A 23,471-nucleotide genomic window follows, 5' to 3' on the forward strand; every position below is an offset into this window, starting at 1 on the left:
GTTCCTGTTTGCCGTCCGCTTCTCGTGGCAGCGCCGTCAAGCGTCCCGGTCGAGGCTGCGTTCCCGTTGCAATTCTTCCCAAAGCCGCCTTTCCTCGGGGCGCAATGGATGGTCCGTAAGCCAGCGCGCGAACAGATCCGGTCGCCGCTGCCAGGTGCGCAGCATGGCTTCCTTCAGCCGCCACAAGCGAATGCGCTCGTGATGCCCCGACAGCAGCACCGGCGGCACCGGCATGCCCCGATACACCTCCGGCCGCGTGTAATGGGGATGATCCAATAGCCCGTGCACGAAAGACTCCTCGCGCACCGAATCCGCATCCCCCACCGCCCCCGGCAACTGGCGTACCACCGCGTCGATGAGCACCATGGCGGCCAGCTCGCCGCCCGACAGCACGTAATCGCCGATGGACAGCTCTTCGTCCACCTGGCGCACGATGAGGCGTTCATCCACGCCTTCGTAGCGCCCGCACAGCAAGATCAGGCCCGGCTCGCGCGAAAGCGCCATCACCCGCCGGTGATCCAGCACCGCTCCCTGGGGCGAGAGATAGAGCACCCGGCTGCGCGCGATGCCCGCATCCCGCTGGGCAGCCCGCGCCGCCTCGATGGCCTCTTCCAGCGGCTCGGCCAGCATCACCATGCCGGGCCCGCCCCCGTAGGGCCGGTCGTCCACCGTGCGGTAGGCATCCCTGGTGAAATCCCGCGGATTCCACAGATGCAGGCGCCACAGGCCCTGCTCCAGGGCACGGGCGGTAATGCCCTGCTTCGCCACCGCATCGAACATGGGTGGGAACAGGGTCACCACGTCGAAACGCGGTTTAATAGTCCACCCCCCAGTCCACGCGGAGGGTGCCCCCCGCCAGGTCCACGTCCAGGATCACCTGGCGGATGAAGGGGATCAACCGTTCCCGCTCCCCCTCGACCACCAGCACGTCATTGGCACCGGTTTCCAACAGTTCCCGCACGGTGCCAAGGCGGATGCCTTCGGTGTTGACCACTGTGAGGCCGATCAAATCGACCCAGTAGTATTCGTCCTCAGCGGTGCCCGGCAGCGCCGCGCGTGGCACCGCCACCCACTGCCCTTTCAGGCGCGATGCCTGGTCCCGGTCGTCGATGCCGGCAAGCTTGGCCAGCACCTGGGTGCCGTGCACCCTGCTTTGCACCACCTCGTGCTCGGCATAGGACGCGTTGCTGCCGAGCCACCAGCGTCCGTACCGAGTGAGGCTGGCGGGCGTTTCCGTGTAGGGATGGACCTTAATCCACCCCAGCACACCGAAGGGGCCGGTCACCCGACCCATCACCACCCACTTTTCGTCAGGCGGCGTTCTTGATGAGTTTGGCAACGGTGTCGCTGAGCTTGGCGCCCACGCTCTGCCAGTAGGCGACCCGCGCCTTGTCGATGCGCAGGGACTCGCTGCCCTCGGGCGCGGTGGGATTGTAAAAGCCCACGCGCTCGATGAAATTACCATCGCGGCGGCGCCGGGAATCGGTGACCACCACGTTGTAAAAGGGGCGCTTCTTGGCGCCACCCCGGGAAAGTCGGATCACAACCATGTCGTTTTCGCCTGGATGGGAACGGAAAAGAGCGGGATTCTAGGCGCTTTTCCGTGTGCTGGCAAGCGCTTGCCTGGCCGCTCGCGGGCATCCTGTCCCACGGGATAGCGCAGGCGCAGCAATCCAGAGGACGGGCTGGATGCGATATAGTGACGCCATGAACGATACGCGCATGCCCCCTGTCACGGGGCTCATCCTCGCTGGCGGCGAAGGACGCCGCATGGGTGGCCAAGACAAGGGCCTCATGCGCCTGCGCGGGCGCCCGCTCGCGGAGTGGGTGCTGACGCGCATCCGCCCCCAGGTGAGCGAGGTCCTGATTTCCGCCAATCGCAATCTGGAAGCCTACGGTGCGCTGGGCCACCCCGTGCTTAGGGACCGCACCGGGGGCTTCGTGGGACCGCTGGCGGGTATCGCCCGGGGCCTGCTGGAAACCCGCCATCCCCTGCTGCTCGCCGTACCCTGTGACACGCCATTTCTCCCCGACGATCTGATGGCACGCCTTTATGCTGCGCTGGTGGGACAGGGTGCAGACCTGGCGGTACCCGTCGCGGCGGGACGCGCCCAGCACGCCATCTGCCTCATGCGCACCGAGGTGGGGGCGAGTCTCGCCGACTATCTGGCGCGCGGGGGGCGCAAGGTGCAGGAATGGCAGGCAATGCTGAAACGGGTAAGCGTGGATTTCGGCGAGGAGGCGGCTTTCTTCGTCAACATCAACCGGCCCGAGCAGCTCGCGGCGCTGGAAGCACTTCCCCATTCCGCCTGATCAGTCCGCGCCCAGTAGGGCGCGCACCTGACGCGCGATGTGCAGTTCCTCGTTGGTGCGGATGACCAACAGTGCCACAGGCGCATCCGGCCTGCCAATGGCCGCGACCTCACCCGTCGCGCGGGCGTTAGCCGCTTCATCCAGGACGATGCCCAGCCCCTGCAAGCCCGCGCAGGCGGCCGCCCGCACCGGCGCGGCGTTCTCGCCCACGCCGGCGGTGAAGACGACGGCATCGACCCGCCCCAGCACCGCGAAATAGGCGCCGATGTACTTGCGCACGCGGTAGGCGTACACCTCTAGCGCAAGCCGCGCCGCCTCATCGCCCGCCGCGACCCGCGCCAGGATTTCCCGCATGTCGTTGAGGCCGGTCATGCCTTTCAGTCCACATTCGTGGTTGAGCACGTGATCGAGCGCGTGCCAGCCCATGCCGGTGACGCGCTCCATGTGGAGGGGGAGCGCGGGATCGAGATCACCGCTGCGGGTGCCCATCACCAGGCCTTCCAGAGGGGTGAAGCCCATGGAGGTGTCCACCGAACGACCGCCGCGGATGGCGCAGGCGGACGCGCCATTGCCCAGATGCAGGGTGATCAGGTTGAGCGCCGCGAGCGGTCGATCCAGATGGGCGGCCGCCCGCTGCGCCACGTATTCGTGGGACAGGCCGTGAAAGCCGTAGCGCCGCACCTGGTAGAGGTGGTACCAGGCCTCCGGCACCGCGTAGCGGTGGGCGAGCGGCGGCAAGCTGTGATGAAAGGCCGTGTCGAAGGCCGCCACTTGCGGCAGCCCAGGCCAGCTCTCGGCGGCAAGCCGGATGCCCAGCAGGTTGGCGGGATTGTGCAAGGGAGCGAGCACCGCCAGGGCCTCGATGTCTCGCTCCACCTTGGTATCGATGCGCACCGCCTGGTGAAAACGTTCACCACCGTGCACCACCCGGTGACCGATGGCGACCAGATCATGAACAGCGCCATCGAGGGCAGCGCGCATGTGGGCGAAAGCCTCGCGATGGGTGGGTGCGACCACATCGCGCTCCATGCGGCTCATCACTTCCGCGCCGCGGTAGCGCAGATGCCGATGGTGTGGTGCCGGCTCACCGATCCGCTCGATGATCCCCTCCGCCAGCAGCGCCTCGCTTGGTGTCTCGAACAGCCGGTATTTGAGGGAGGAACTGCCGCAGTTGAGAACGAGGATGGCGGCGGACATGGCATGCCTGCCTCAGCCGGGCCAGTGCCAGTCGGCGATCTCCGGGGCGTCCACGCCGTGTTCGAGCGCGTATTGCCGATGGAGAAATTGCAAATCCCGCATGCGCTGCTTTACGTGGGCACCGATCACGTTTAGGCGTGGCACGCGGTCGATGGCGTCGATCACGAGGCTGAACCGGTCGGTCTCGTTGAGCATGGCCAGTTCCAAGGGCGTGTTGATGCTGCCCTTCTCCTTATAGCCACGCACGTGCAGGTTGGGATGGTTACGGCGCCGGTAGGCCAGACGATGGATGAGCCAGGGATAGCCGTGGAAGTTGAAGATGATGGGCTTGTCCTGGGTGAACAGGCTATCGAAATCCCGGTCGCTCAAGCCATGGGGATGCTCGGTGTGGGGTGTCAGGGTGAAGAGATCCACCACGTTCACGAAGCGAACGCGCAGATCCGGAAAGTGTTCCCGCAGCAGGGCGGTGGCGGCAAGCGCCTCCTGGGTGGCAACGTCGCCGCAGGCGGCCATCACCACATCCGGCTCGGTGCCGGCATCGCTGCTTGCCCATTCCCAGATGCCGATGCCCTGGGCGCAATGGCGAACGGCGGCATCCAGATCCAGATACTGGAGATGGCTCTGCTTGTCGGCGACGATGACATTGATACGGTTGGTGGTCTTGAGGCAATGGTGCGTCACCGCCAGCAGGCAGTTGGCATCGGGCGGCAAGTAGATGCGCACCACCTGCGGACTCTTGGTCACCGCCACGTCGAGGAAGCCCGGATCCTGATGGGTGAAGCCATTGTGATCCTGGCGCCAGACGGTGGAGGTGATGAGCAAATTGAGGGATGACACCGGCGCCCGCCACGGCAAGCCGGCGGCGATTTCCAGCCACTTGGCGTGCTGGTTGAACATGGAATCGATGACGTGGGCGAACGCCTCGTAAGTGGAAAGAAAGCCATGGCGGCCCGTGAGCAGATACCCTTCGAGCCAGCCTTCCAGGGTGTGTTCCGAGAGCACCTCCATCACACGGCCGTCGGGTGCCAGTTCGCCGCCGTCGGCATCCTCCGGCCGCAGCTCCAGCCACATCTTCTTGGCTGCCTCGTAGATCGCGTCAAGACGGTTGGAGGTGGTCTCGTCCGGGCCGAAGACGCGGAAGTTGTCCGGGTTGGCGCGCAAGACTTCCCGCAGGAAAGTTCCCAGCGGGCGCGTGGTCTCGGCGCGCACCCCACCGGGACGGGGCACCGTCAGCGCATGCTCGCGCAGATTTGGCAGCCGCAGTACACGTCGCAGCCGACCGCCATTGGCGTGGGGATTGGCACTCATGCGCCGCTCGCCCCGTGGCGCCAAAGCCTCGAGTTCAGGGCGCAGCCGACCCTGCTCGTCGAAGAGCGCCTCGGGCCGGTAACTTCTGAGCCAGGCCTCCAGTTGGGCCAGCCGCGCCGGGTTCTCGCGCACACCGGTGAGCGGCACCTGATGCGCCCGCCAAGACCCCTCCACGCGATGGCCATCCACCTGTTTCGGACCGGTCCAGCCCTTGGGGCTGCAAAGCACCAGCATCGGCCAGCGCGGCCGCGCGACGGCCCCACCGGCGCGTGCCTGCTCCTTGATGGCCCGGATCTGGAGCACACACCGTTCCAAGGCCACCGCCATGGCGCGGTGCATGGCCATGGGCTCTTCGCCTTCCACGAAATGGGGCATCCAGCCGTAACCCGTGAGAAGCGCCGTCAGCTCCTCCCGGCTGATGCGGGCCAGCACGGTGGGATTGTTGATCTTGTAGCCGTTCAGATGCAAAAGCGGCAACACCGCCCCATCGCGCACGGGATGCAGAAATTTATTGCCATGCCAGGCGGTGGCAAGCGGGCCCGTCTCCGCTTCGCCATCTCCCACCGCAACCGCCACCAATAGGTCCGGATTGTCGAAGGCCGCGCCGAAAGCGTGGGACAGGCTGTAGCCCAGCTCGCCACCCTCGTGGATGGAACCGGGGGTCTCCGGTGTGCAATGGCTGCCGATGCCGCCGGGAAAGGAAAAACTGCGGAAGAAGCGGCGCAGTCCTGCTTCATCCTGCGATCGGTCGGAATACAGCTCCGAATACGTGCCCTCCAGATAGACTGGCGCCAGCACACCGGGCGCGCCATGGCCGGGACCCGCCAGGAAGATCGCATTGAGATCGTATTTGACGATCAACCGGTTCAGATGCACATACATGAAGGCGAGCCCTGGGCTCGATCCCCAGTGGCCCAGCAGGCGTTCCTTCACGTGTTCCGGCCGCAAGGGCTCGCGCAAGAGGGGATTGTCGCGCAGGTAGATCATGCCAGCAGCGAGATAGTTGCAGGCCCGCCAATAGGCATCGAGGCGTTCGAGCTCGGCGTCGCTGGGTGCGATAAGGTCAGGGAAGGTGTTTTGCACGGCGTCTCGTTGCGCAAGGCCGCCAAGAATGCAGCGACCACTTCACATTATCGTGAGGCTTAGCATAGGCTAGCCCCCAGCCAAGCTCAAGCCGTGAGCTCGTCGAGAAGCTCCACCCAATGGCTCACGGGAAGCCGCGTGCCGCTCTGCAAATGCGTAAGACAGCCGATGTTGGCGGTGACGATGCGTGCCGGCCGGGCGCCTTCCAGGGCCGCGACCTTGCGCGCGAGCAGTTGCTGCGACAATGATTTCTGCAGGATGGAATACGTCCCCGCCGAACCACAGCACAAATGCCCCTCTGGTGCCGGCGCGATGTTCACACCGGCGCGAGCGAGGATGCGCTCCAACAGCCCCTTGAGCTTTTGTCCGTGCTGCAGGGTGCAGGGCGTATGCACCGCCACCGCACCGACCCGCTCCCGAACCGACGCTTGCACCAGGCTGGCGAGCCGTTCCTCTTGCGCCAACACCACTTCGGCCACGTCGCGGGTGAGCGCCGAGATGCGTCGTGCCTTTTCCGCATAGCGCGCATCCTCACGCAGATAATGGCCGTAATCGCGAACCATCACGCCACAGCCGCTGGCGGTCATCACGATCGCTTCCACCCCGGCCTCCACATGAGGCCACCAGGCATCGATGTTGCGGCGCATGTAGTCGCGCGCCTCCTCCTGAGCATTCAGATGAAAGGACAAGGCGCCGCAGCATCCTGCCTCTGGCGCCACCACCAAGCTGATGCCCAATCGGTCAAGCAGGCGCGCGGCGGCGGCGTTGATGTTGGGCGCGAGCGCCGGTTGCACGCAGCCTGCCAGCACCAGCATGCGCCGCGGGTGCCGGACGGCTGGCCAGGCAGCGGCGGGACGTAAAGAAGGGATCTGCCGTTGCCAAACCTTGGGCAGCAGGGGACGCAACCTGCGTGCGAGGGCGAGCACGGGCGCGAAGCGACGCGTCTCGGCCAACACGTAACGCAGCATGCGCCGTGCCATGCGGTTGGCCAAGCTGCGCCCCACGCGTTCCTCCGCCAGGTGACGGCCGATGTCCAGCAGGCGCGCGTATTCCACGCCCGAAGGACAAGTGGTCTCGCAGGCGCGGCAGGTCAGACAGCGGTCCAGGTGGGCAAGCGTCTTTTGCGATGCCGGTTCACCCTCCAGCATGCGCTTGATGAGATAGATGCGCCCGCGGGGGCTGTCCAGCTCATCGCCCAGCACCTGGTAGGTGGGGCAAGTGGCAAGACAAAACCCACAGTGCACGCAAGTGCGCAGAATGCGGTCGGCCTCGCGGCCTTGCGGGGTGTCACGGATGAAGTCGGCTAGCTGCGTCTGCATGTTGGGTTTGGTTCAAACGGCCCATGGCCTACAGGGCCTACTTCGACGCGATCCCGCACAGGGCGATGGAAGGCGAGGATGCGCCGTACTCGCCACGGCATGGGCACAGTGTTGTGCCCGGCTCGCCGCCCATGCTGGGCGTATCTCGGCGGCCGCAACTCAGAACTCGTCATACATCCGGCCGGGATTGAAGATGCCATGGGGATCGAAAGCCTGCTTGACCCGCTTGTGCAAGGCCAGCAAAGGCGCGGGCAAGGGCGAAAACACCGGCCCTTGCTTGCGCGTGGCGCGAAACAGCGTGGCATGCCCGCCCGCGGCCTGAGCGGCGGCACGCACCGTCGCAGTATCGGCGTCGGTGAATACCCAGCGCAGGGCACCGCCCCATTCCAGCAGTTGCTTGCCCGGCAAATCCAGAGAGCGGGTGGAAGGCAGCGAGATGCGCCACAAGGGGCGTGCGTCCCGGAAGAAGTTGGCGCTGTGCTCCCGAATGCCACGCCAAAACGCCTCCCCCGCGGCCAGCACCTGGCCCCCCAGGCGGACCTGCGCGGCGCGCACCGCGGCCTGCGCTCCCGATAGGCGGACGGTGAGCACGTGGTCGTGGTAGCAGGTGGCGGAAATGGGCAACGGCTCACCAGCCCAACGGTTCATGGCGATGAGGGCTGCGGTGGCATCCATCTCCATCTGCAGCGTGATTTCCGCCGCAGGCCGCGGCAACACCTTGAGCGAGATTTCGAGAATGAGGCCGAGGGTGCCCAGGGCGCCGGTGACCAGACGAGAGACGTCATAACCGGCCACGTTCTTCATCACCTGACCACCGAAGCGCAGGACGTCGCCACGCCCATCCATGAGCAGCACGCCCAGCACGAAATCGCGCACCGCGCCGGCATAGGGCCGGCGCGGTCCCGACAGACCTGCGGCGATACAGCCACCCAGCGTGGCGCGCGGGCCGAAATGGGGGGGCTCGAAGGGCAACATCTGGTTCTTCTCCGCCAGCACCGCCTCGATCTCGGCCAGCGGCGTGCCGGCGCGGGCGGTGATCACCAGTTCCTCCGGCGCGTAATCCACCACCCCGGTGTAGCGAGTGGTGTCCAGCACTTCGCCCCGCGGCACGCCCCCGTAGAAATCCTTGGAGCCAAAGCCGCGGATGCGCACCGGCCGCCGACGGGCTGCGGCCTGTTTGATGGCCTCCGAGAACTGTTCCCGCAAGTTTTCCATTGGACAGCCGCTCCCCCTGTGTCCCCCGCCCGCTCTAGAAGCGCGGGATGTCCGGAAACTTGAGCTGGCCACCGTGCACGTGCATGGCGCCGAATTCCGCGCAGCGGTTAAGGGTAGGAACGGCCTTGCCGGGGTTGAGCAACCCCCTGACATCCCACGCCTGCTTGATGGCGTGGAATAGCAAAAGCTCCTTGGAGCGGAACTGCACACACATCTGGTCGATCTTCTCCACGCCTACCCCGTGCTCGCCGGTGATGGTGCCGCCGGCTTCCACGCAGGCTTCCAGGATCCTGCCGCCGAAGGCTTCCGCGCGCGCCAATTCCCCCGGTTTGTTGGCGTCGTAGAGAATGAGGGGATGCAGATTGCCGTCGCCGGCGTGGAAGACATTGGCCACCGCAAGTCCGTATTCCCGCGACAGCGCTGCGATGCGGGCCAATACTTCCGGCAGCCGTTTTCTGGGAATGGTGCCGTCCATACAGTAATAATCGGGCGAGATGCGCCCCACCGCCGGGAAGGCGGCCTTGCGTCCCGCCCATAGCCGCAGCCGCTGCGCCTCGTCCTGGGCCACGCGCAGGCGGGTGGCACCGGCCGCGGCGAGCACGCCGCGCACCTTTTCCATTTCCTCCTCCACCTCGGCCTCGGTGCCATCCAGCTCACACAGCAGGATAGCCTCCACATCGAGGGGATAACCGGCATGGACGAAATCTTCTGCGGCATGGATTGCGAGTTTGTCCATCATTTCCAGCCCCGCCGGGACGATGCCGGCGGCAATGATGGCGCCCACCGCCGCGCCCGCCTTCTTTACGTCGTCAAAGCCGGCCATGATCACCTGGGCACGCTCGGGTTTGGGCAGGAGTTTGACCGTGACCTGGGTGATCACCCCCAGCATGCCCTCGCTGCCAGTCAATAGGGCAAGGAAGTCGTAACCAGGCGCATCCAAGGCCTCGGAACCGATTTCCAGCACCTCGCCCTCGATGGTGAGGACGCGCAGGGCAAGAATGTTGTGCACCGTGAGGCCGTATTTCAGGCAGTGCACCCCGCCCGAGTTTTCCGCCACGTTGCCGCCGATGGAACAGGCGATCTGACTGGAAGGATCGGGCGCATAGTACAGGCCAAAGGGCGCCACCGCTTCGGAAATGGCCAGATTGGGCACACCCGGCTCCACTCGGGCGATACGCGCCAGCGGGTCGACGTGCAGGATGCGGTTGAAGCGGGCAAGGGACAGCAGCACCCCCGACTCGTGGGGCAAAGCGCCGCCGGACAAACCGGTGCCCGACCCACGCGCCACCACCGGCACACCTTCCTCGTAACAGGCGCGCAGGATCTGCCGCACCTGTTCTTCCGTCTCGGGAATGGCCACCGCCATCGGCAGTCGCCGAAAGGCGGTGAGGCCATCGGTCTCGTAGGGTGCCACGTCCTCGCGCTCGGTGAGCAGCGCACCGGGCGGAAGGATTTCGCGCAGGCGCTTGTGGATGCGGTCGGATTTCACGGCAAGCCTTGGAGGCGGCGGTCGCGCGGGCTTACGCGGCCCGCGCCAAACCCGCAGTTTTCAGGTAGAGGTTCGCAGGCGATTGTACACGGTGGCCAGTGCGTCTTCGTCGCCCACATTGCCGGGAAAGATCACCACCGGCATGTCGGGCAGATGGGGATGGTCGGGTGGCGTGAGCACCACCGAGCAGCCCGGCAGAATCTGGCCGACGATGCGAGCAGCCGCAAGCTGCAAACCCTTGGACAGCATGTCGTTGGAGGTGATGCCCCCCTTGCTGACAATGTAGCCAATGGTGGGTGGCAAAGCATGCACCACGCTCATCAGGAACGCCGACACCTGCTCGCCAAAACGCAGGCGTGTAGCCGTGTCCGGAAACTGGCGCTCGGTGCGTGAGGTATAGACCACCGGCGTATCCCCTGCGGCGTGAATCTGCCTCACCTTTTCCACCACTTGCGCAAGCAGCGACTCGCTCCGTTCCGGCAACAGTTCCACATCCACTTCCACCGGGACGATGCCCGGCTCACGCAAAAGCCGCTTTAGTTGTTCCGTGGTCTTCTTGACGTGGGAACCCACCACCACGATGCCGGCGCGACCAGGCTTGACATACTGGCCCATGCGCTCGGCTGGCACCGGTTGCGGCGGCAAACGGGTGAGCGCGGTAAGCCAACTCGCCGCACTGCGGAACAGGAAGCGCTTGCCGTGTTCCACGGCGCTGAGCACTTCGTCGGCGAACATGTTCAGATCTTCCTGACGCTCGGCGTCCACGACGCAGCAGGCATTGTCGTTGAGGGCCATCAGCTTGTCGTAGGTGGCGCCGGCGCGGATTTCTTCCAGGGGAAAATGCACCACCTCGTCGGCACGGATGCGGCCGTGGGTCTTCTCCTCCACGTAGGCCGGCAGATAACTGTGTTGGTAGCCGAACACCGAGTCCTTGGCGAACTCGGTTTCATGAGCCGGCACCGCCTTGTCACCCACGCGCACGTAGTGAATGCCGCGCACGGTGAAGCGCCCGCCCTCGAAAAAGGCGGGAATCAGGAAATGGGCATCGAAGGGGCCAAGCACGCGCGCCATGACGTCCGTCTCGACGGGATAGTGGCCACGCAGGGTGGAATCGGAACGGGAGACGTAGAGCACGAGGCGGTCGAAGCCCTGCAGCGCTTCCTTCAGGTTGTGGCAAACCTCCCAGGTCACCGCCGCAGCCTGCTCCGCGTCCATGGCGCGGGTGTTGGTGAGGACAAAGAAGAGGGGCGAAGCATCGGCAAGCCCCACACGCAGCGTGTCCACATCCCAGCGCGTGAGCATTAGACAACTGTGCACGGTCTGGGAACCGGTGGGATCGTCGTCGAGAACGATGATTTTCGGTTGCATATCGCTTCACCGCAGCAAGACACGCAGACGGCAATGCCGCTGTGCCTTGCTGGCGCAAGGGATTCAGCCCAACAACTCCATTGCCCGCTTCGCCATCGCCTCGCCATTGAGGCGATTGAAGTCGAACAGCTGGTCGGGGCTTGCGGCGGTTTCGCCGCGCTTCCAGCAGTATACGTCACGCATCATGGCCGCGCTGCGTAGCAGCAGCGGCTCCAGCATGGCGCCGGGCCCGCCGGAGACGCCCAGCAGCACATCGCCATGGAACAGCTCGTCGAAGCGTTCACGGCTCATGAAAACACCGTCGGGCTGGGCGACGGTATCCCACGCCACATCGGTCGGGCGGTAGAGCCGGCGTGGATTGACGATGGCCACGATGCGCGACCCGATGCCTTGCTCCGCGAGCCTGCGCGCCGCCTCGAACACCGGCAGCAGCACCATGTCGCCGGTGACGCCGAACACCACCATGTGTCGCCCCTTGGTCTCTTGCAGCACGATGGCGCCCTCCTCCACCGCGCGGCGCCCCTCGGCCAAACTGGTGCGCACTGGCAGCGGCGACTTGGAGGCGGTGATGATGATGCCCTTGTTGTACTGGTTTAGCGCCCATTCGTAGCAGACTTGGATCATGTTGGCGTCTACCGGAAACAGGGGATAGACATTGCCATTGCGCATCATGGCGGCGAAATAGGCCTCGATCTCGGGACGCTGATGGGTCCAGCCGTTGCGCCCCTGCTCCAGGGCACCCGCGGTGAACAGAGCCACCGCGGCCGGCGTCTTGCGCCGTAGTTCGGCCATGGCCTGGGTCACCGTTTGCCAAATGGGCAGGCCATTGATGGCGAAAGACTCATAGGAGCACCACAGGGCGCGCCCGCCGAACAGGGAGATGCCCACGGCGAGTCCTGCGCAGGCATCCTCGTTGAGGGGTTCATACACCTGGCCGGTGGGCCCTTGGAAATACAGGTCATCCTGAGTCGGATGGCGGATGATCAACGCTTTGTTGATATTGGCCATGCCCGAAGCCTCGTTGCCGTCGGCATTGGTCACGATGAACTTGGGATCCTTTTTGCCCACCGCCGCGACGATTTCGCCGAAGGCGGTGGTGGGCACCTTGTTTTCGCGACCAGGAGGCGTCTCGTGCAGCGGCAGCTTGCCCAGGGGCGGCAGGGGCAATTCGAATTCGGTAACCACGGTCTTGACCGCCGGCCCACCCCCCGCATGACGGAAATTCTCCCGCACCACCCGCCAGGCCTGGGGTGGCAGCGCGCGGCGCTCAAGCGCGCTCTTCACATCCTCACTGTCGAGGGTGTGGTGTGCGTAGAGATTGTGGGACTTGGCACCCAGGGCATGCACGCCCGCGCCCTTCAATTGCTTGACGATGAGCGCCGTCATCTCGCCATTCATGGCGTAGTCGGCGGCCACCTTGGCGGCGCGCAGCAAAAAGCCCACGAATTCCAGCCGTCGCTGCCAGGAAAACTTGGTGCTGTCCACGTATTCGCCCGGCTGATTGGCGTCGTCGAAATCCTTGGCGTTGATGAGATAGACGTGACGGAAGCCGTGCGCGTGCCAGTAATCGAGCATGCGCTCGTTATCCCAAGTGGAACACATGCTGTGGTGTTCCTGGGAATAGCCGTTCCAGATCAGGATGGGCAAGAAGTTGGTGATCTCGGGATAGGCCGTATTGAAGTGCTGGAAGGCGCTCATGATGTAGGGCTCGCCCAGGCCCCCATCGCCGATGGTGACTGGGAACAGCTTATCCCGATGCAAATAGGCGCCGGCCAGGGCAAAGTGCTGCCCTTGGCCCAAGGGCCCCGCGGGCGCGAGCAGGCCCGGAATGGCACCAGAAAGATGACCGAGCAGGCCGTGCATCTCCCGAAAGCGCGCCCGCATGTCGGCCACGGTCTTGATGCCCATTTCCTCCAGCGAGGTATCGAGAAACATGGCGCTGTAGAAGCCCGGCGCATGATGCCCCACTTCGGTGACGATGTGGGTGTGCCCGAGCATCACCATGGCAGCATAGGCTTCGGCGGAACTGGCGACCCCCCCTGGGTGACCGGAGGACTTGGCGCCCGTCACTTGCAAGGTGAGATAACGCAGGGCATCGGCCGCGAGTAGCGTTTGATAGACCGCGCGCGGATCGTTGGGGTCGCTGATGGCGGGCACGCCCTCCCCCAACACCGGCTGCGCGGCGAGCGTGTCGAGTCCGGGCAGGGTGTCGGCAAAATACTGAATGCCATGGCAGAAGTCAGGAATCTGGTCGCTCGCAGGCGAGTGGGCAGCGCGCATGGAATGCTCCTGGTGTTTTCACAATGCGGAAAGACGATTTGCTCTGTGAAAAGGATAGCAAGTGGCGCGAAAATGTCAACGCGCACCCGGCGTGCCATGCTGATGCCATGACATCCCACTAGCCGATGGATCAGTCGAGGTCGTCGTGACGACGCAGGGTGAGGGATGTCTCGAAGCGATCGTCGCCGATAAGCGCCAGCTATTGAGCGTTACGTAAGTCGTTGACAGGCTGCGTAAGTCAAACGTCATTCCCGCGAAAGCGGGAATCCAGGGTCTTCGTCGCCATGTTCCTGGGTCCCCGCTTGCGCGGGGACGAGACAAAGGTGTCACCTATTTACGTAATGCTCAATCAAGTTGGGCGGCGAGATCGAAGCGGGCCTCACCGAGGCCGCTACGAATGCGGTCGAGCACCTCCGGCATGGGGGCCTGCACTTGTTTCAGCGTCATCTTTTCGCCGTCCTGGAAGGCGCCCAGCGGGCTTTTGACCCACTGCCACACCTGTCAGGCCACACCGCCATGCCTACACGGCTATAATCGGCGGCTTCCACTGCCCACCCTTCGCTGAAACCATGTTGGCCCAACCGCCCCGTCGACGCCCCTTCCGCAAGCTGGCCCTGTTGCTGGGCCTAATCACCCTCTTGCCGCACACGGCGCTCGCCGCCGGCGGCAGCGGCACGGCCCTGCATCTTGCCTGGATCGCATTGCTCCTCATGAGCGCCAAACTCTCTAGCCTGGTGGAGCGTTTCGGCCAGCCGGCAGTCGTGGGTGAACTACTGGCAGGCATTCTCCTTGGCAATCTCGCGCTTGTGGGCATCACCGGCCTGGAGGCGGCCCGTCACGACGAGGTGCTGCGCTTCCTCGCCGAATTCGGCGTCATCATCCTGCTGTTCCAGATTGGGCTGGAGTCGGAGGTACAGGCTATGCGTAAAGTGGGCTGGCGCGCCTTTCTGGTGGCCTGTATAGGCGTGGCCGCCCCTTTCGCCCTGGGCGTGCTGCTGGGTCCCTATCTGTTCCCGGACATGAGCTTCAATGGTCATTTGTTCTTGGGCGCAACCCTCACCGCCACGAGCGTAGGCGTCACGGCGCGCGTGTTCAAGGACATGAACGCCCTCAAGTCGGCCGAAGCGCAGATCGTGCTAGGCGCGGCGGTGATCGACGACGTCATCGGCCTCATCATCCTGGCGGTCGTGTCGGGCATCGTCACCACCGGCAGCGTGAGCCTCACGGCCGTGGGCTGGATCATTCTCAAGGCGGTTCTGTTCCTGGCAGGCGCGGTGATCATCGGCCAGCGCTTCGCGCCCCTCGTGAGCCGGGGCTTCGCCCGCATCCATACCGGTGTGGGGATGAAATTCGCAGTGGCCATCAGCACCTGTCTGCTGCTAGCCTGGGTTGCCGGCGAAATGGGCCTAGCGCCCATCGTCGGCGCCTTCGCCGCCGGCCTAGTGCTCGACGAAGTGATATTCAAGGACTACGAGCAGATGGCGGTAATTCCAGACGTGCGCGCCGCCCTCGACGGGGCGCCGGCGGAAACCCATCGCCGCGTCAGCCAGGTGCTGGAAAAGCACGCGGACCATCATCTGGAAGCACTGACCATGCCGGTGGCCAATCTGTTCGTGCCCCTATTCTTCGTCTATACGGGCATGCAAGTGGACCTCACCACGCTGGCGGACTGGCATACTGTGCTGGTGGCGCTGGCAGTCACCGCCATCGCCTTCGCCGGCAAGCTGGTGTCGGGCCTGGCAGCGGGCCAAGCCAATCGCTGGCTGGTGGGTTGGGGCATGGCCCCCCGCGGCGAAGTGGGCCTCATCTTCGCCGTGGTGGGCAGCCAGCTGGGCGTGGTGACCAAGGAAGAGTTCTCGGTGGTCGTGATCATGGTCATGCTCACCACCTTGCTCACGCCGATGATCCTTTCGCCACTCATTCGCCATCAACAGCGCCGCGAGGGCTGAACGATGATCGAACCTGGCATAGGTGCCAGCCCTCATTCCCGCGACAGCGGCGGTCTCGTCATTCCTGGGCAGGTGGAAACACGATGGTGATACGGGTACCACTGGCACCATCCAGGCTTTCCAGCCGCACGCTCGCGCCATGAGCCTTCGCACCGTCGGCAACGATGGCCAAGCCGAGGCCGGTGCCACCGACATCGCCGACGACTGCGCGATAGAACCGCTGGAACACTCGGTCCCGGTCTGGCGCTGGAATCCCCGGACCATCGTCCTCGATCACCAGGGTAGGGCGACCTTCGTTCATGACGCGGGCCGTCACTTGCGTGCCGGGTGGGCAGTAGCGGATGGCGTTGTCCAGCAGATTGTTGACCATCTCTCGCAACAACAGCGGGTCCCCACGCACCATCACCTCCACGCTACTGCCCTCATATCCCAGATCGATTCCCTTGCTGAGCGCTTCCGGTACCCAGGCAATGCTTGCCTCCTTCACCAGGCGGGTCAAATCCAGGCGGCAAAAATGCGTCTCCGACAACGCCCCGGGCTCCGCGCGGGCCAGAGCCAAGAGCTGGTTCGCCAGGTGCGTGGCGCGCTCCGCGCTGATGTGGAGTTGCTCCAGCGCATGCCGCATGGCCTGCGGCGTCGTCTCGCGCAACGCCAGTTCGGCCTGGGTTTTGATGCCTGCCAGCGGAGTCCGCAACTGATGGGCGGCATAGGCAATGAAGCGGCGCTGGGCGTCGATGTTGGCTTCCAGGCGCTGTAACAGATCATTGATGGAACGCACTAGAGGGCGGACTTCCAGCGGCGCGTCCCGTTCCGGCACGGCCCTTAGATCCAAGTGGGAGCGGCTGGCAATCTCGGCCTGAAGACCATCCAGCGGCGCCAACCCCTGCCGTACACCCAGCCAGACCAGCAACGCAGTGGATGCCAAAATGCACAGCTGCATGACCACGATGCCTACCAACGCATCGCGCATGATGGAATCCCGCTTGAACACCGTCTCTGCAACCTGGATCAAGGTTTCGCCCGTGCCCGTTCCAAGGGGGCTGGGGATGAACACGGCGGCAACGCGCACACTGCGCCCATTGAGCTTCGCGTCATAGAAAATCGGCAGGTCCACACGGTGCAGGGCTGCGGGGGGTACGGGCATATCGTGGTCACCAGCAATGACGCGGCCTGCGGCATCTTTTACCTGAAAATAGATCGTGTCGCGCTCGTCGTAACGCAGAATGGCGCGCGCTTCTGCTGGCAGATCCACTTCTATCCTGCCGTCCCGGACCTGGACTTGGCGCGACAGCGCCCGAGTCGAATCGAACAGGGCCCGATCATAGGCGAGGGTGGTAAGCTTGACCGTCTCCGAGTAGACAAGGAAGGCAGCGACCGAAAGCAGTAAGAACAGAGGCAGCAACAGCCACCCCAGCAGTTGGCCACGCAGCGAGACGCCGTTAGGCATCACGAGGTTTTTCCAAAACATAGCCGAGGCCGCGGATGGTCTTGATTTCTACGCTGGCCGACTCGAGCTTTCTCCGTAGCCGGTGTATGTAGACCTCGATGGCATTGGTGCTCACCTGCTCGCCCCAGTCACACAGTTGTTCCACCAGCTGTTCCTTGCTGACCAGCTTGCCGGCATTGAGTAGCAGGCTTTCCAGCACTGCCAGCTCGCGTGGCGACACCTCTATCGCCGTGCCGTCCACGGTAACGCGCCGGCTGGTCGTGTCATAGCGAAGCGAGCCGCAAGCAAGAACGGCCGACGAACCACCCTGGCCACGGCGCAGCAATGCGCGGACCCGGGCCTCCAGCTCCTGCAAGGCGAAAGGTTTGGTCAGGTAGTCGTCCGCGCCCAGATCGAGTCCCTTGACTCGGTCTTCCACCGCGTCGCGGGCGGTGAGGATCAATACCGGTGCTTGGCAGCCGCGGCTCCGTAGCCGGCGCAAAACCTCGAACCCATCCATGCGCGGCAGGCCGACGTCAAGGATGATCAGATCATAGACCGCGTGCAACAAAGCGGTATCCGCATCGCTGCCCATGCCGACCCAGTCGACGGCGTGCCCCGCCTGTCTAAGCGATGTCTGCAAAGCGTCGGCCAATACGGAGTCATCTTCGGCGACCAGAATTCTCACCTGCGCACCCCTGTGTAAGTGTGATGTAAGCCATTGTCGCTATGCTGGCGCACCGTGCACGGCCGCCCAGTTTAACGGAATGCAATCCTCAGTGAGAAAAGTACCCACGTGGGTGGTTTGGATGGCCGTCGCCGTGGCAGGCGCGGCCTGGGGAGAGTCATCGCTGCCGCCCGGCATCGCCCCCGAGCTGCCGACCCCTCTCTCACTCACCCAGGCCCAAGCGCTCGCGGCGCAAAGAAACCGCGAGCTCATTGTGGCACGCAGAGCGCTGGAAGCAGCGCGTGCGGATGTCAAGACCGCAAGCCAAGGACCCAACGCAACGTTTTCGGTCAACACGACCGCCATCAATCCCTCTGCCGGGATCGGCGCGGGACGCCCGTGGGACAAGACCGTGGACACGACGGTGCGCGTTGACCAACCGGTGGAACGTGGCGGCAAACGTGAACTGCGCATCGCAGCCGCAGAGCACGCCGTGGCAGCCAGTGCCCAAGATCTGGCGGACACGGCGCGCCGCACGCGGGGCGCGGTGGCCGCAGCTTATTACGATCTGGTTCTGGCGCAGCGCCGGCTCGCCATCCTGCGTGACTCGGCGCGGCTTTATCGCAACCTCGTGGACGCAGCCGAGAAACGCTTGCGCGCCGGCGATGTTGCACCCACCGATGTCGCGCGCATCCACATCGATGCCGTGCGCGCGGGAAACGACCTAGCCGAGGCGGAGGCGCAGTTGTTTCAAGCCCAATCGGCGTTGGCTTATCTGCTGGGCGCGGAGGCGGTGGCGTCACGCTTGCAGGCGGTCGATGACTGGCCGGCCTTGGAACCGGTTCCGCCGGATGCCGACCTCGAGCAATTGATATCCCGCCGGCCCGATGTGCAAGCGGCCCAGGCTCGGCTCGCCATGGCGGACAAGAATCGGGAACTGGCCCGCGCCTTGCGCAAGCGCGACGTGATAGTGGGCGTGCAATACGAACATTTTCCGCCGGACGGTCGCAGCATGTATGGGTTTGGCATCAGCGTGCCGTTGTTCACCGGTTCCGATTACGCAGGCGAGATCCGCCGCGCCGAAGTCGACCGTTTGGCGGCGGAAGACGCCGTGGAACGCACCCGCGCCCAGGCGCGTACCGAGGTGATGCAGGCCCGCGCCGCCCTACAGGTCGCCCGTGAGCGCGTCCTGCGCTACCGCGGCGACATCCTGCGACAAGCCCAGCGGGCAGCGGATGCTGCCGAGTTTGCCTACCTTCATGGCGCCATGGGCGTCATGGATTTGCTCGATGCGCGCCGCACCCTGAAGGCCACCCTGTTGGAGGCGGAAAATGCTCAAGCCGACTATGCACGGGCAGTTGCCGCTTGGAAGATGGTCGTGGAGGCCGATCAATGATGGGAGCGATCCGATTCGACAAACGCCTCTTACTGGTTTTATCGCTCGTTGCCGCGGCGGTCGCCGCCACCCGCTGGTGGCAGCGGCGCCCGGAAACGCCTGCGCCCGCGCCGCCGGCACAGCTGGCACATTCACCCAACATCCTGCGCTTCGCGCCCGATGCCCCGCAGCTCGCCTACCTGCGCATCCAGCCGGTGACGATGGTGGCTGCACCGGCCTCGCCGCCCCTGCCAGCGCGCATCGTTTACGATGAAGACCGTACCGCCCGCGTCACCACGCCGGTGGCGGGCCGTGTCATCGCCATCTTGGTGCAGGTGGGCGATCGCGTCGCGGCGGGGCAGCCTCTCGCGTGGGTGGATGCACCCGAATATGGCAGCGCCGTGGCCGATGCAGCCAAGGCCAGAGCCGACTTGCAGCAGAAACGCGCCGCCTATGAGCGTGCCAAGACGTTGTTCGACGGACAGGTCCTCGCAGCGAAGGATCTGGAGGCCGCAGCAGCGGATCTCGCCCAAGCTCAGGCGGAGGCGCAGCGGACCGCGCTGCGGCTGGCGAATCTATCTCAAGGCGCCCATGGAGTCACGCGCGATGGAGAACGGCTTTCCCTGCGCGCGCCCATTGCCGGGGTCGTCGCCGAGCGTCAAATCAATCCGGGCGCGGAAATTCGTCCAGACGGACCGGGGCCGCAGTTCGTAGTGACCGACCCCTCGCACCTTTGGTTGGCGATCGACCTGCCGGAACAGCTTCTTGGCAAGGCTCGGGTGGGTCAGCGCGTCGATCTCGAAGTGGACGCGTTTACCGGCGAGACGTTTCATGCACGCATTGCCTCCATCGGCGTGGCCTTAGACCCGGCCACCCGGCGCGTGCCGGTGCGGTGCGTGCTGCCCAATCCAGACGGGCGCCTGAAACCTGAAATGTTCGCGCGCGCCAGCTTGATAGCGGATGGCGCGCCGCCGGTGGTGCGCGTCCCTAATACGGCGCTGGTGGTGACAGGGCTCGATTATTTCGTCTTCGTCGAGACAGCACCGGGGGTCCTGCAGAAACGACGCGTGACCATTGCCAGTCAAGACCGCGATTACGCCATCGTCGCGGCGGGACTCACGGCAGGTGAGCGCATCGTCACCAGCGGGGCGCTGCTGATCAACTCCGAACTAACCGGCGGTTGACCATGCTCGCGCGGCTCATCGGGTTTGCGCTGCAGCAACGCCTGTTCATCCTTTTCGCTACCGCCGCCCTGGTGGCGTTGGGCTTGCGCGCCCTTTCCAATCTGCCCATCGAAGCCTTCCCGGACGTGGAGGACGTCCACGTGCAGGTGGTTACCCAGGTCCCTGGACAAGGCCCGGAAGAAGTCGAACGCAGCGTGACGCAACCCATCGAAATGGAGATGAGCGGGGTGCCTCACCTAACCCAGCTGCGTTCGGTTTCCATGACCGGCTTGTCCATCGTCACGCTGACTTTCTCGGAACATACGGATGATTACTTTGCGCGGGCCCAGGTGCTGGAAAAACTTCAGCAAGTGGCACTGCCACCGAATGTGCAGCCTACGCTGGCGCCGCTTACGACTGCCGTCGGGGAAATTTATCGGTACGCCTTGGATGCGCCACCGGGCATGCCGCTCATGGAACTCCGCGCCATTCAGGATTGGGTCATCCGTCCTGCTCTGCGGCAAGTACCTGGCGTGGCTGACGTCGTGAGTTTTGGCGGCGCCATCAAGGAATATCAGGTGCGTCTGAACCCGCATGCCCTGCACAAATTCAATCTCGGCATCGATCAGGTGAGTCGGGCACTGGCCAACAATGCCGAGAATACTGGTGGTGGTCTCTTGCAACGCGGCGATGAGGCCCTAGTGATCCGGGGTATCGGCATCTTCGAGTCCGTGGACGACATCGGTCGGGTGGCCGTCGCCACCGTCAATGGCACACCAATTTTGGTGCGGGACGTCGCCACGGTGGAAGTGGGAGAGCGAACCCGCTCGGGCATCGTGGCGTTCAACGCGCGCGACGATGTGGTGGAAGGCATCGTCAACATGACCAAGGGTCAAGACCCGGCCAAGGTCGTCGCGGCGCTCAAGAAGAAAGTGGCGGAAGTCAATCGCAGCCTGCCCGCAGGCGTGCGCATCCTACCCTTCTATGACCGGACGGACCTGATCCGACACACCGTGCATACGGTGAGCGAAAACCTGGTCCTCGGCGCGAGCCTGGTGCTGGTGGTTTTGATCGTATTTCTGCGGGATTGGCGCGCCGCCACCATCGTGGCGCTGGTAATCCCGCTGGCGTTGCTATTTGCCTTCATTCTCATGGACGCATGGGGCGTGTCGGCCAACCTGATTTCCCTGGGAGCAGTGGACTTCGGCATCATCATCGATAGCGCAGTCGTACTGGTAGAGGCGCTGATGGTCCGCTTGGCCGCGGCGCATCTAATTCCCGAGCGGCAGAACGAACGTTACGGCTGGCGTTTACACACGCTCAAGCAAACGGCGGTGGGCCTTGGGCATCCCATCCTGTTTTCCAAGGCCATCATCATTCTGGCTTTCTTGCCCATCTTTACCTTCCAGCGGGTGGAGGGAAAAATCTTCTCGCCCATGGCCTTCACCCTTAGTTTCGCGCTACTGGGCGCGATCTTGCTGACTTTGACGCTGGTGCCCGCGCTACTCACGTTTGCCCTCAAGGGTGAGGGGCTGGTCGAGAAGCACAGTCCGTGGATACATCGCATGCAAGAGGCTTACCGGCGGCTCCTCGCGTCGGCCGCCGAGCACCGCGTGCTCATTGGCAGCGCCTCGGTGGCGCTGCTCGCGCTATCCATCGGTCTAGCGCCTCGGCTGGGTAGCGAGTTCCTGCCCAAGCTGGATGAAGGCAACATCTGGTTGACCATCACGCTGCCGCCCTCGACGGCACTGCAGCGGACCAAAGAGGTGGAGCGGCAGGTGCGGGCCATCCTCAAAAGCTATCCGGAGATCAACAATGTGGTGAGCCAGGTGGGCCGTCCAGACGACGGGACCGATCCCAAGGGGCCCAACAACATCGAGATCCTTGCCGATCTGAAGCCGAAGGATGAATGGCACTTCCCGGACAAGGAGGCGCTGATCACCGATATGACGGCCAAAATCCACGCCATTCCCGGTGTGCCGACCAACTTCTCCCAGGTGATTCAGGACAACGTCGAAGAGGCCTTGAGCGGCGTGAAGGGCGAGATTGCGGTGAAAATCTTCGGCCCCGATCTCGGCGTACTGGAAAACAAGGGCGACCAGGTCGCGACCATCCTGAGCGGCATCCCAGGCGCAGCCGACGTCGCCGCAATCAAGATCGGCGGGCAGACCGAGGTGGACGTGCATCTGGACCGGGAGCGACTGGCTCGCTACGGCATCGATATCGCCACCGCCAACGGCGTGCTACAGACCGCGATGGGGGGAGCAGTGGTAAACACCTTCTACGAAGGTGACCGGCGCTTCAATGTCACCCTCCGCCTGGATAAGCCCTACCGGGATGCCGTGGACGACATCGCCAATCTGCCATTGGCCTTGCCCAACAACACTGGCACGGTGTCATTGGGTTCGGTAGCGACCATCGAGGTGCGCCAGGGCGCTTCCCGGGTGAGTCGCGAAGCGGGCAGCCGCAATGTGTCGGTGAAAGCCAATCTGCTGGGCCGCGATCAGGGCAGTTTCGTGGCCGAGGCCATGGCCGCGGTGGCGCAACGGGTACATTTGCCACCCGGCTATCGCATGACCTGGGGTGGACAGTTCGAGAACCAGCAACGGGCCATGAAACGTCTGGCCTTCATCGTACCCGTCAGCCTGGGGCTGATCTTCGTGTTGCTGTTCGCGGCTTTTCGTATGGTGCATCTGGCCGTATTGGTGTTACTCATGGTGCCCTTCACCCTGATCGGGGGCCTCGCGGGTTTGGGATTGGCAGGTCTGCACCTGTCGGTGTCGGCCGCCGTGGGTTTCATCGCTGTCGCCGGGATCTCGGTGCAAAACGGCGTGATCATGGTGGAGCAAGTGCTCGAGTTGACGCGTAACGGCATGCCTTTCCGCGTGGCCGTGGTGGAAGGCGCGGTGGGGCGCCTGCGCCCCATTCTCATGACGGCCATCATGGCGGGGCTGGGCCTGCTGCCGGCGGCACTCTCCCACGGCATCGGCTCGGAGACGCAACGGCCATTCGCCGTGGTGATCGTCGGTGGCATCGTCACGGCCACCACGTTCACATTGCTACTTCTGCCGCTGATGTTGCAGGCGATGGAAAGACGGCTTGGTTTCGACAACGACCAGACGCCGAGAAATGGCAACCTCTGAAAGTCGAGCGCGCAACAGGTGTCTTTCCGGGCAGCGAACCTTACGCTCGATCACGGTGGTGACGCAAGCCTCTAGGGATTCGCGTCGTGGTCGCTACTGCGTACGACCCTGCTGAGTTGGCTGGACGGGCCGAGCCTGGGCTGTCGAGCCGGCGCCCCCTTTCTTCATGGACAGCA

General features: G+C 64.4%; 17 protein-coding genes. 5 read left to right on the forward strand and 12 right to left on the reverse strand.

Annotated elements, in window-relative coordinates; genetic code table 11:
* Nucleotides 1-36: 36 nt before the first annotated feature.
* The 3 genes from trmD to rpsP are packed head-to-tail and all read right to left on the reverse strand — an operon-like array spanning nucleotide 37 to nucleotide 1,550.
* A complete protein-coding gene (gene trmD / locus V6E02_RS06550) occupies nucleotides 37-819 on the reverse strand; it encodes a tRNA (guanosine(37)-N1)-methyltransferase TrmD (RefSeq protein WP_430626780.1) in 783 nt (260 codons plus the stop codon).
* Entirely contained in the window at nucleotides 815-1,294 is a 480-nt protein-coding gene (gene rimM / locus V6E02_RS06555; protein WP_347308134.1) for a ribosome maturation factor RimM, read from the reverse strand. Before rimM ends, trmD begins: the two co-directional genes overlap by 5 nt.
* 16 nt (nucleotides 1,295-1,310) lie before the next feature.
* Nucleotides 1,311-1,550 (reverse strand): 30S ribosomal protein S16, encoded by a 240-nt coding sequence (gene rpsP / locus V6E02_RS06560; RefSeq protein WP_347307980.1) that lies wholly within the window; start codon nucleotides 1,548-1,550, stop codon nucleotides 1,311-1,313.
* Nucleotides 1,551-1,689: 139 nt separating this feature from the next.
* Between rpsP and mobA the strand changes: the two genes are divergently transcribed.
* Nucleotides 1,690-2,313 carry a molybdenum cofactor guanylyltransferase MobA gene (gene mobA, locus V6E02_RS06565; protein ID WP_347307981.1) on the forward strand — a complete coding sequence of 208 codons (624 nt, stop codon included), beginning with the start codon at nucleotides 1,690-1,692 and terminating at the stop codon, nucleotides 2,311-2,313.
* On the opposite strand, the gene V6E02_RS06570 is transcribed toward mobA, so the two are convergent.
* The 7 genes from V6E02_RS06570 to V6E02_RS06600 all read right to left on the reverse strand — a co-directional run bounded on the left by V6E02_RS06570 (nucleotide 2,314) and on the right by V6E02_RS06600 (nucleotide 13,572).
* On the reverse strand, nucleotides 2,314-3,510 hold the full coding sequence (locus V6E02_RS06570) for an acetate/propionate family kinase (protein ID WP_347307982.1): 1,197 nt from the start codon (nucleotides 3,508-3,510) through the stop codon (nucleotides 2,314-2,316).
* Nucleotides 3,511-3,522: 12 nt separating this feature from the next.
* Nucleotides 3,523-5,901, reverse strand: coding sequence for a phosphoketolase family protein (locus V6E02_RS06575; RefSeq protein ID WP_347307983.1), 2,379 nt, complete (start codon nucleotides 5,899-5,901; stop codon nucleotides 3,523-3,525).
* A gap of 86 nt (nucleotides 5,902-5,987) precedes the next feature.
* A complete protein-coding gene (glcF, locus tag V6E02_RS06580) occupies nucleotides 5,988-7,220 on the reverse strand; it encodes a glycolate oxidase subunit GlcF (protein WP_347307984.1) in 1,233 nt (410 codons plus the stop codon).
* A gap of 159 nt (nucleotides 7,221-7,379) precedes the next feature.
* Nucleotides 7,380-8,435: a glycolate oxidase subunit GlcE gene (gene glcE / locus V6E02_RS06585; protein ID WP_347307985.1), complete on the reverse strand. Its 1,056-nt coding sequence runs from the start codon at nucleotides 8,433-8,435 to the stop codon at nucleotides 7,380-7,382.
* 34 nt (nucleotides 8,436-8,469) lie between these two features.
* On the reverse strand, nucleotides 8,470-9,924 hold the full coding sequence (locus V6E02_RS06590; RefSeq protein ID WP_347307986.1) for an FAD-linked oxidase C-terminal domain-containing protein: 1,455 nt from the start codon (nucleotides 9,922-9,924) through the stop codon (nucleotides 8,470-8,472).
* 60 nt (nucleotides 9,925-9,984) lie between these two features.
* Nucleotides 9,985-11,292, reverse strand: a complete 1,308-nt coding sequence (locus V6E02_RS06595) for a four-carbon acid sugar kinase family protein (RefSeq protein ID WP_347307987.1) — start codon at nucleotides 11,290-11,292, stop codon at nucleotides 9,985-9,987.
* A gap of 63 nt (nucleotides 11,293-11,355) precedes the next feature.
* A complete protein-coding gene (locus tag V6E02_RS06600; protein WP_347307988.1) occupies nucleotides 11,356-13,572 on the reverse strand; it encodes a phosphoketolase family protein in 2,217 nt (738 codons plus the stop codon).
* A 569-nt stretch (nucleotides 13,573-14,141) separates the two neighbouring features.
* On the opposite strand from V6E02_RS06600, the gene V6E02_RS06605 reads away from it, so the two are divergent.
* Nucleotides 14,142-15,521 carry a cation:proton antiporter gene (locus V6E02_RS06605; protein WP_347307989.1) on the forward strand — a complete coding sequence of 460 codons (1,380 nt, stop codon included), beginning with the start codon at nucleotides 14,142-14,144 and terminating at the stop codon, nucleotides 15,519-15,521.
* Nucleotides 15,522-15,579: 58 nt separating this feature from the next.
* Here the strand turns inward: V6E02_RS06605 and V6E02_RS06610 are convergent, their stop codons facing one another.
* The gene (locus tag V6E02_RS06610; protein ID WP_347307990.1) at nucleotides 15,580-16,968 is read right to left on the reverse strand and encodes a sensor histidine kinase; all 1,389 of its coding nucleotides are present in this window, start codon (nucleotides 16,966-16,968) and stop codon (nucleotides 15,580-15,582) included.
* Nucleotides 16,961-17,635 (reverse strand): response regulator, encoded by a 675-nt coding sequence (locus V6E02_RS06615; RefSeq protein ID WP_347307991.1) that lies wholly within the window; start codon nucleotides 17,633-17,635, stop codon nucleotides 16,961-16,963. The genes V6E02_RS06610 and V6E02_RS06615 overlap by 8 nt, the downstream gene beginning before the upstream one ends.
* A gap of 121 nt (nucleotides 17,636-17,756) precedes the next feature.
* Here V6E02_RS06615 and V6E02_RS06620 point away from each other — a divergent pair, with 121 nt between their 5' ends.
* From V6E02_RS06620 to V6E02_RS06630, 3 genes are read left to right on the forward strand one after another with little or no spacing between them, the layout of a single operon-like run.
* The gene (locus V6E02_RS06620) at nucleotides 17,757-19,010 is read left to right on the forward strand and encodes a TolC family protein (protein ID WP_347307992.1); all 1,254 of its coding nucleotides are present in this window, start codon (nucleotides 17,757-17,759) and stop codon (nucleotides 19,008-19,010) included.
* Nucleotides 19,007-20,173, forward strand: coding sequence for an efflux RND transporter periplasmic adaptor subunit (locus V6E02_RS06625; RefSeq protein ID WP_347307993.1), 1,167 nt, complete (start codon nucleotides 19,007-19,009; stop codon nucleotides 20,171-20,173). Before V6E02_RS06620 ends, V6E02_RS06625 begins: the two co-directional genes overlap by 4 nt.
* A gap of 2 nt (nucleotides 20,174-20,175) precedes the next feature.
* Complete coding sequence (locus tag V6E02_RS06630; protein WP_347307994.1) at nucleotides 20,176-23,295, forward strand: efflux RND transporter permease subunit; 3,120 nt, start codon at nucleotides 20,176-20,178, stop codon at nucleotides 23,293-23,295.
* The last annotated feature ends 176 nt before the right edge of the window (nucleotides 23,296-23,471 follow it).

The sequence above is a fragment of the Thiobacter sp. AK1 genome (assembly GCF_039822265.1).
In the GTDB taxonomy this organism is placed as follows: domain Bacteria; phylum Pseudomonadota; class Gammaproteobacteria; order Burkholderiales; family Thiobacteraceae; genus Thiobacter; species Thiobacter aerophilum.

Excerpts from the sequence above, each read along its gene's own strand:
- rimM (WP_347308134.1), bottom strand. The coding sequence starts at position 1,294 with ATGGGTCGGGTGACCGGCCCCTTCGGTGTGCTGGGGTGGATTAAGGTC.
- rpsP (WP_347307980.1), bottom strand. The coding sequence starts at position 1,550 with ATGGTTGTGATCCGACTTTCCCGGGGTGGCGCCAAGAAGCGCCCCTTT.
- mobA (WP_347307981.1), top strand. The coding sequence starts at position 1,690 with ATGCGATATAGTGACGCCATGAACGATACGCGCATGCCCCCTGTCACG.
- V6E02_RS06570 (WP_347307982.1), bottom strand. The coding sequence starts at position 3,510 with ATGTCCGCCGCCATCCTCGTTCTCAACTGCGGCAGTTCCTCCCTCAAA.
- glcF (WP_347307984.1), bottom strand. The coding sequence starts at position 7,220 with ATGCAGACGCAGCTAGCCGACTTCATCCGTGACACCCCGCAAGGCCGC.
- glcE (WP_347307985.1), bottom strand. The coding sequence starts at position 8,435 with ATGGAAAACTTGCGGGAACAGTTCTCGGAGGCCATCAAACAGGCCGCA.
- V6E02_RS06595 (WP_347307987.1), bottom strand. The coding sequence starts at position 11,292 with ATGCAACCGAAAATCATCGTTCTCGACGACGATCCCACCGGTTCCCAG.
- V6E02_RS06600 (WP_347307988.1), bottom strand. The coding sequence starts at position 13,572 with ATGCGCGCTGCCCACTCGCCTGCGAGCGACCAGATTCCTGACTTCTGC.
- V6E02_RS06605 (WP_347307989.1), top strand. The coding sequence starts at position 14,142 with ATGTTGGCCCAACCGCCCCGTCGACGCCCCTTCCGCAAGCTGGCCCTG.
- V6E02_RS06610 (WP_347307990.1), bottom strand. The coding sequence starts at position 16,968 with ATGCCTAACGGCGTCTCGCTGCGTGGCCAACTGCTGGGGTGGCTGTTG.
- V6E02_RS06620 (WP_347307992.1), top strand. The coding sequence starts at position 17,757 with ATGGCCGTCGCCGTGGCAGGCGCGGCCTGGGGAGAGTCATCGCTGCCG.
- V6E02_RS06625 (WP_347307993.1), top strand. The coding sequence starts at position 19,007 with ATGATGGGAGCGATCCGATTCGACAAACGCCTCTTACTGGTTTTATCG.
- V6E02_RS06630 (WP_347307994.1), top strand. The coding sequence starts at position 20,176 with ATGCTCGCGCGGCTCATCGGGTTTGCGCTGCAGCAACGCCTGTTCATC.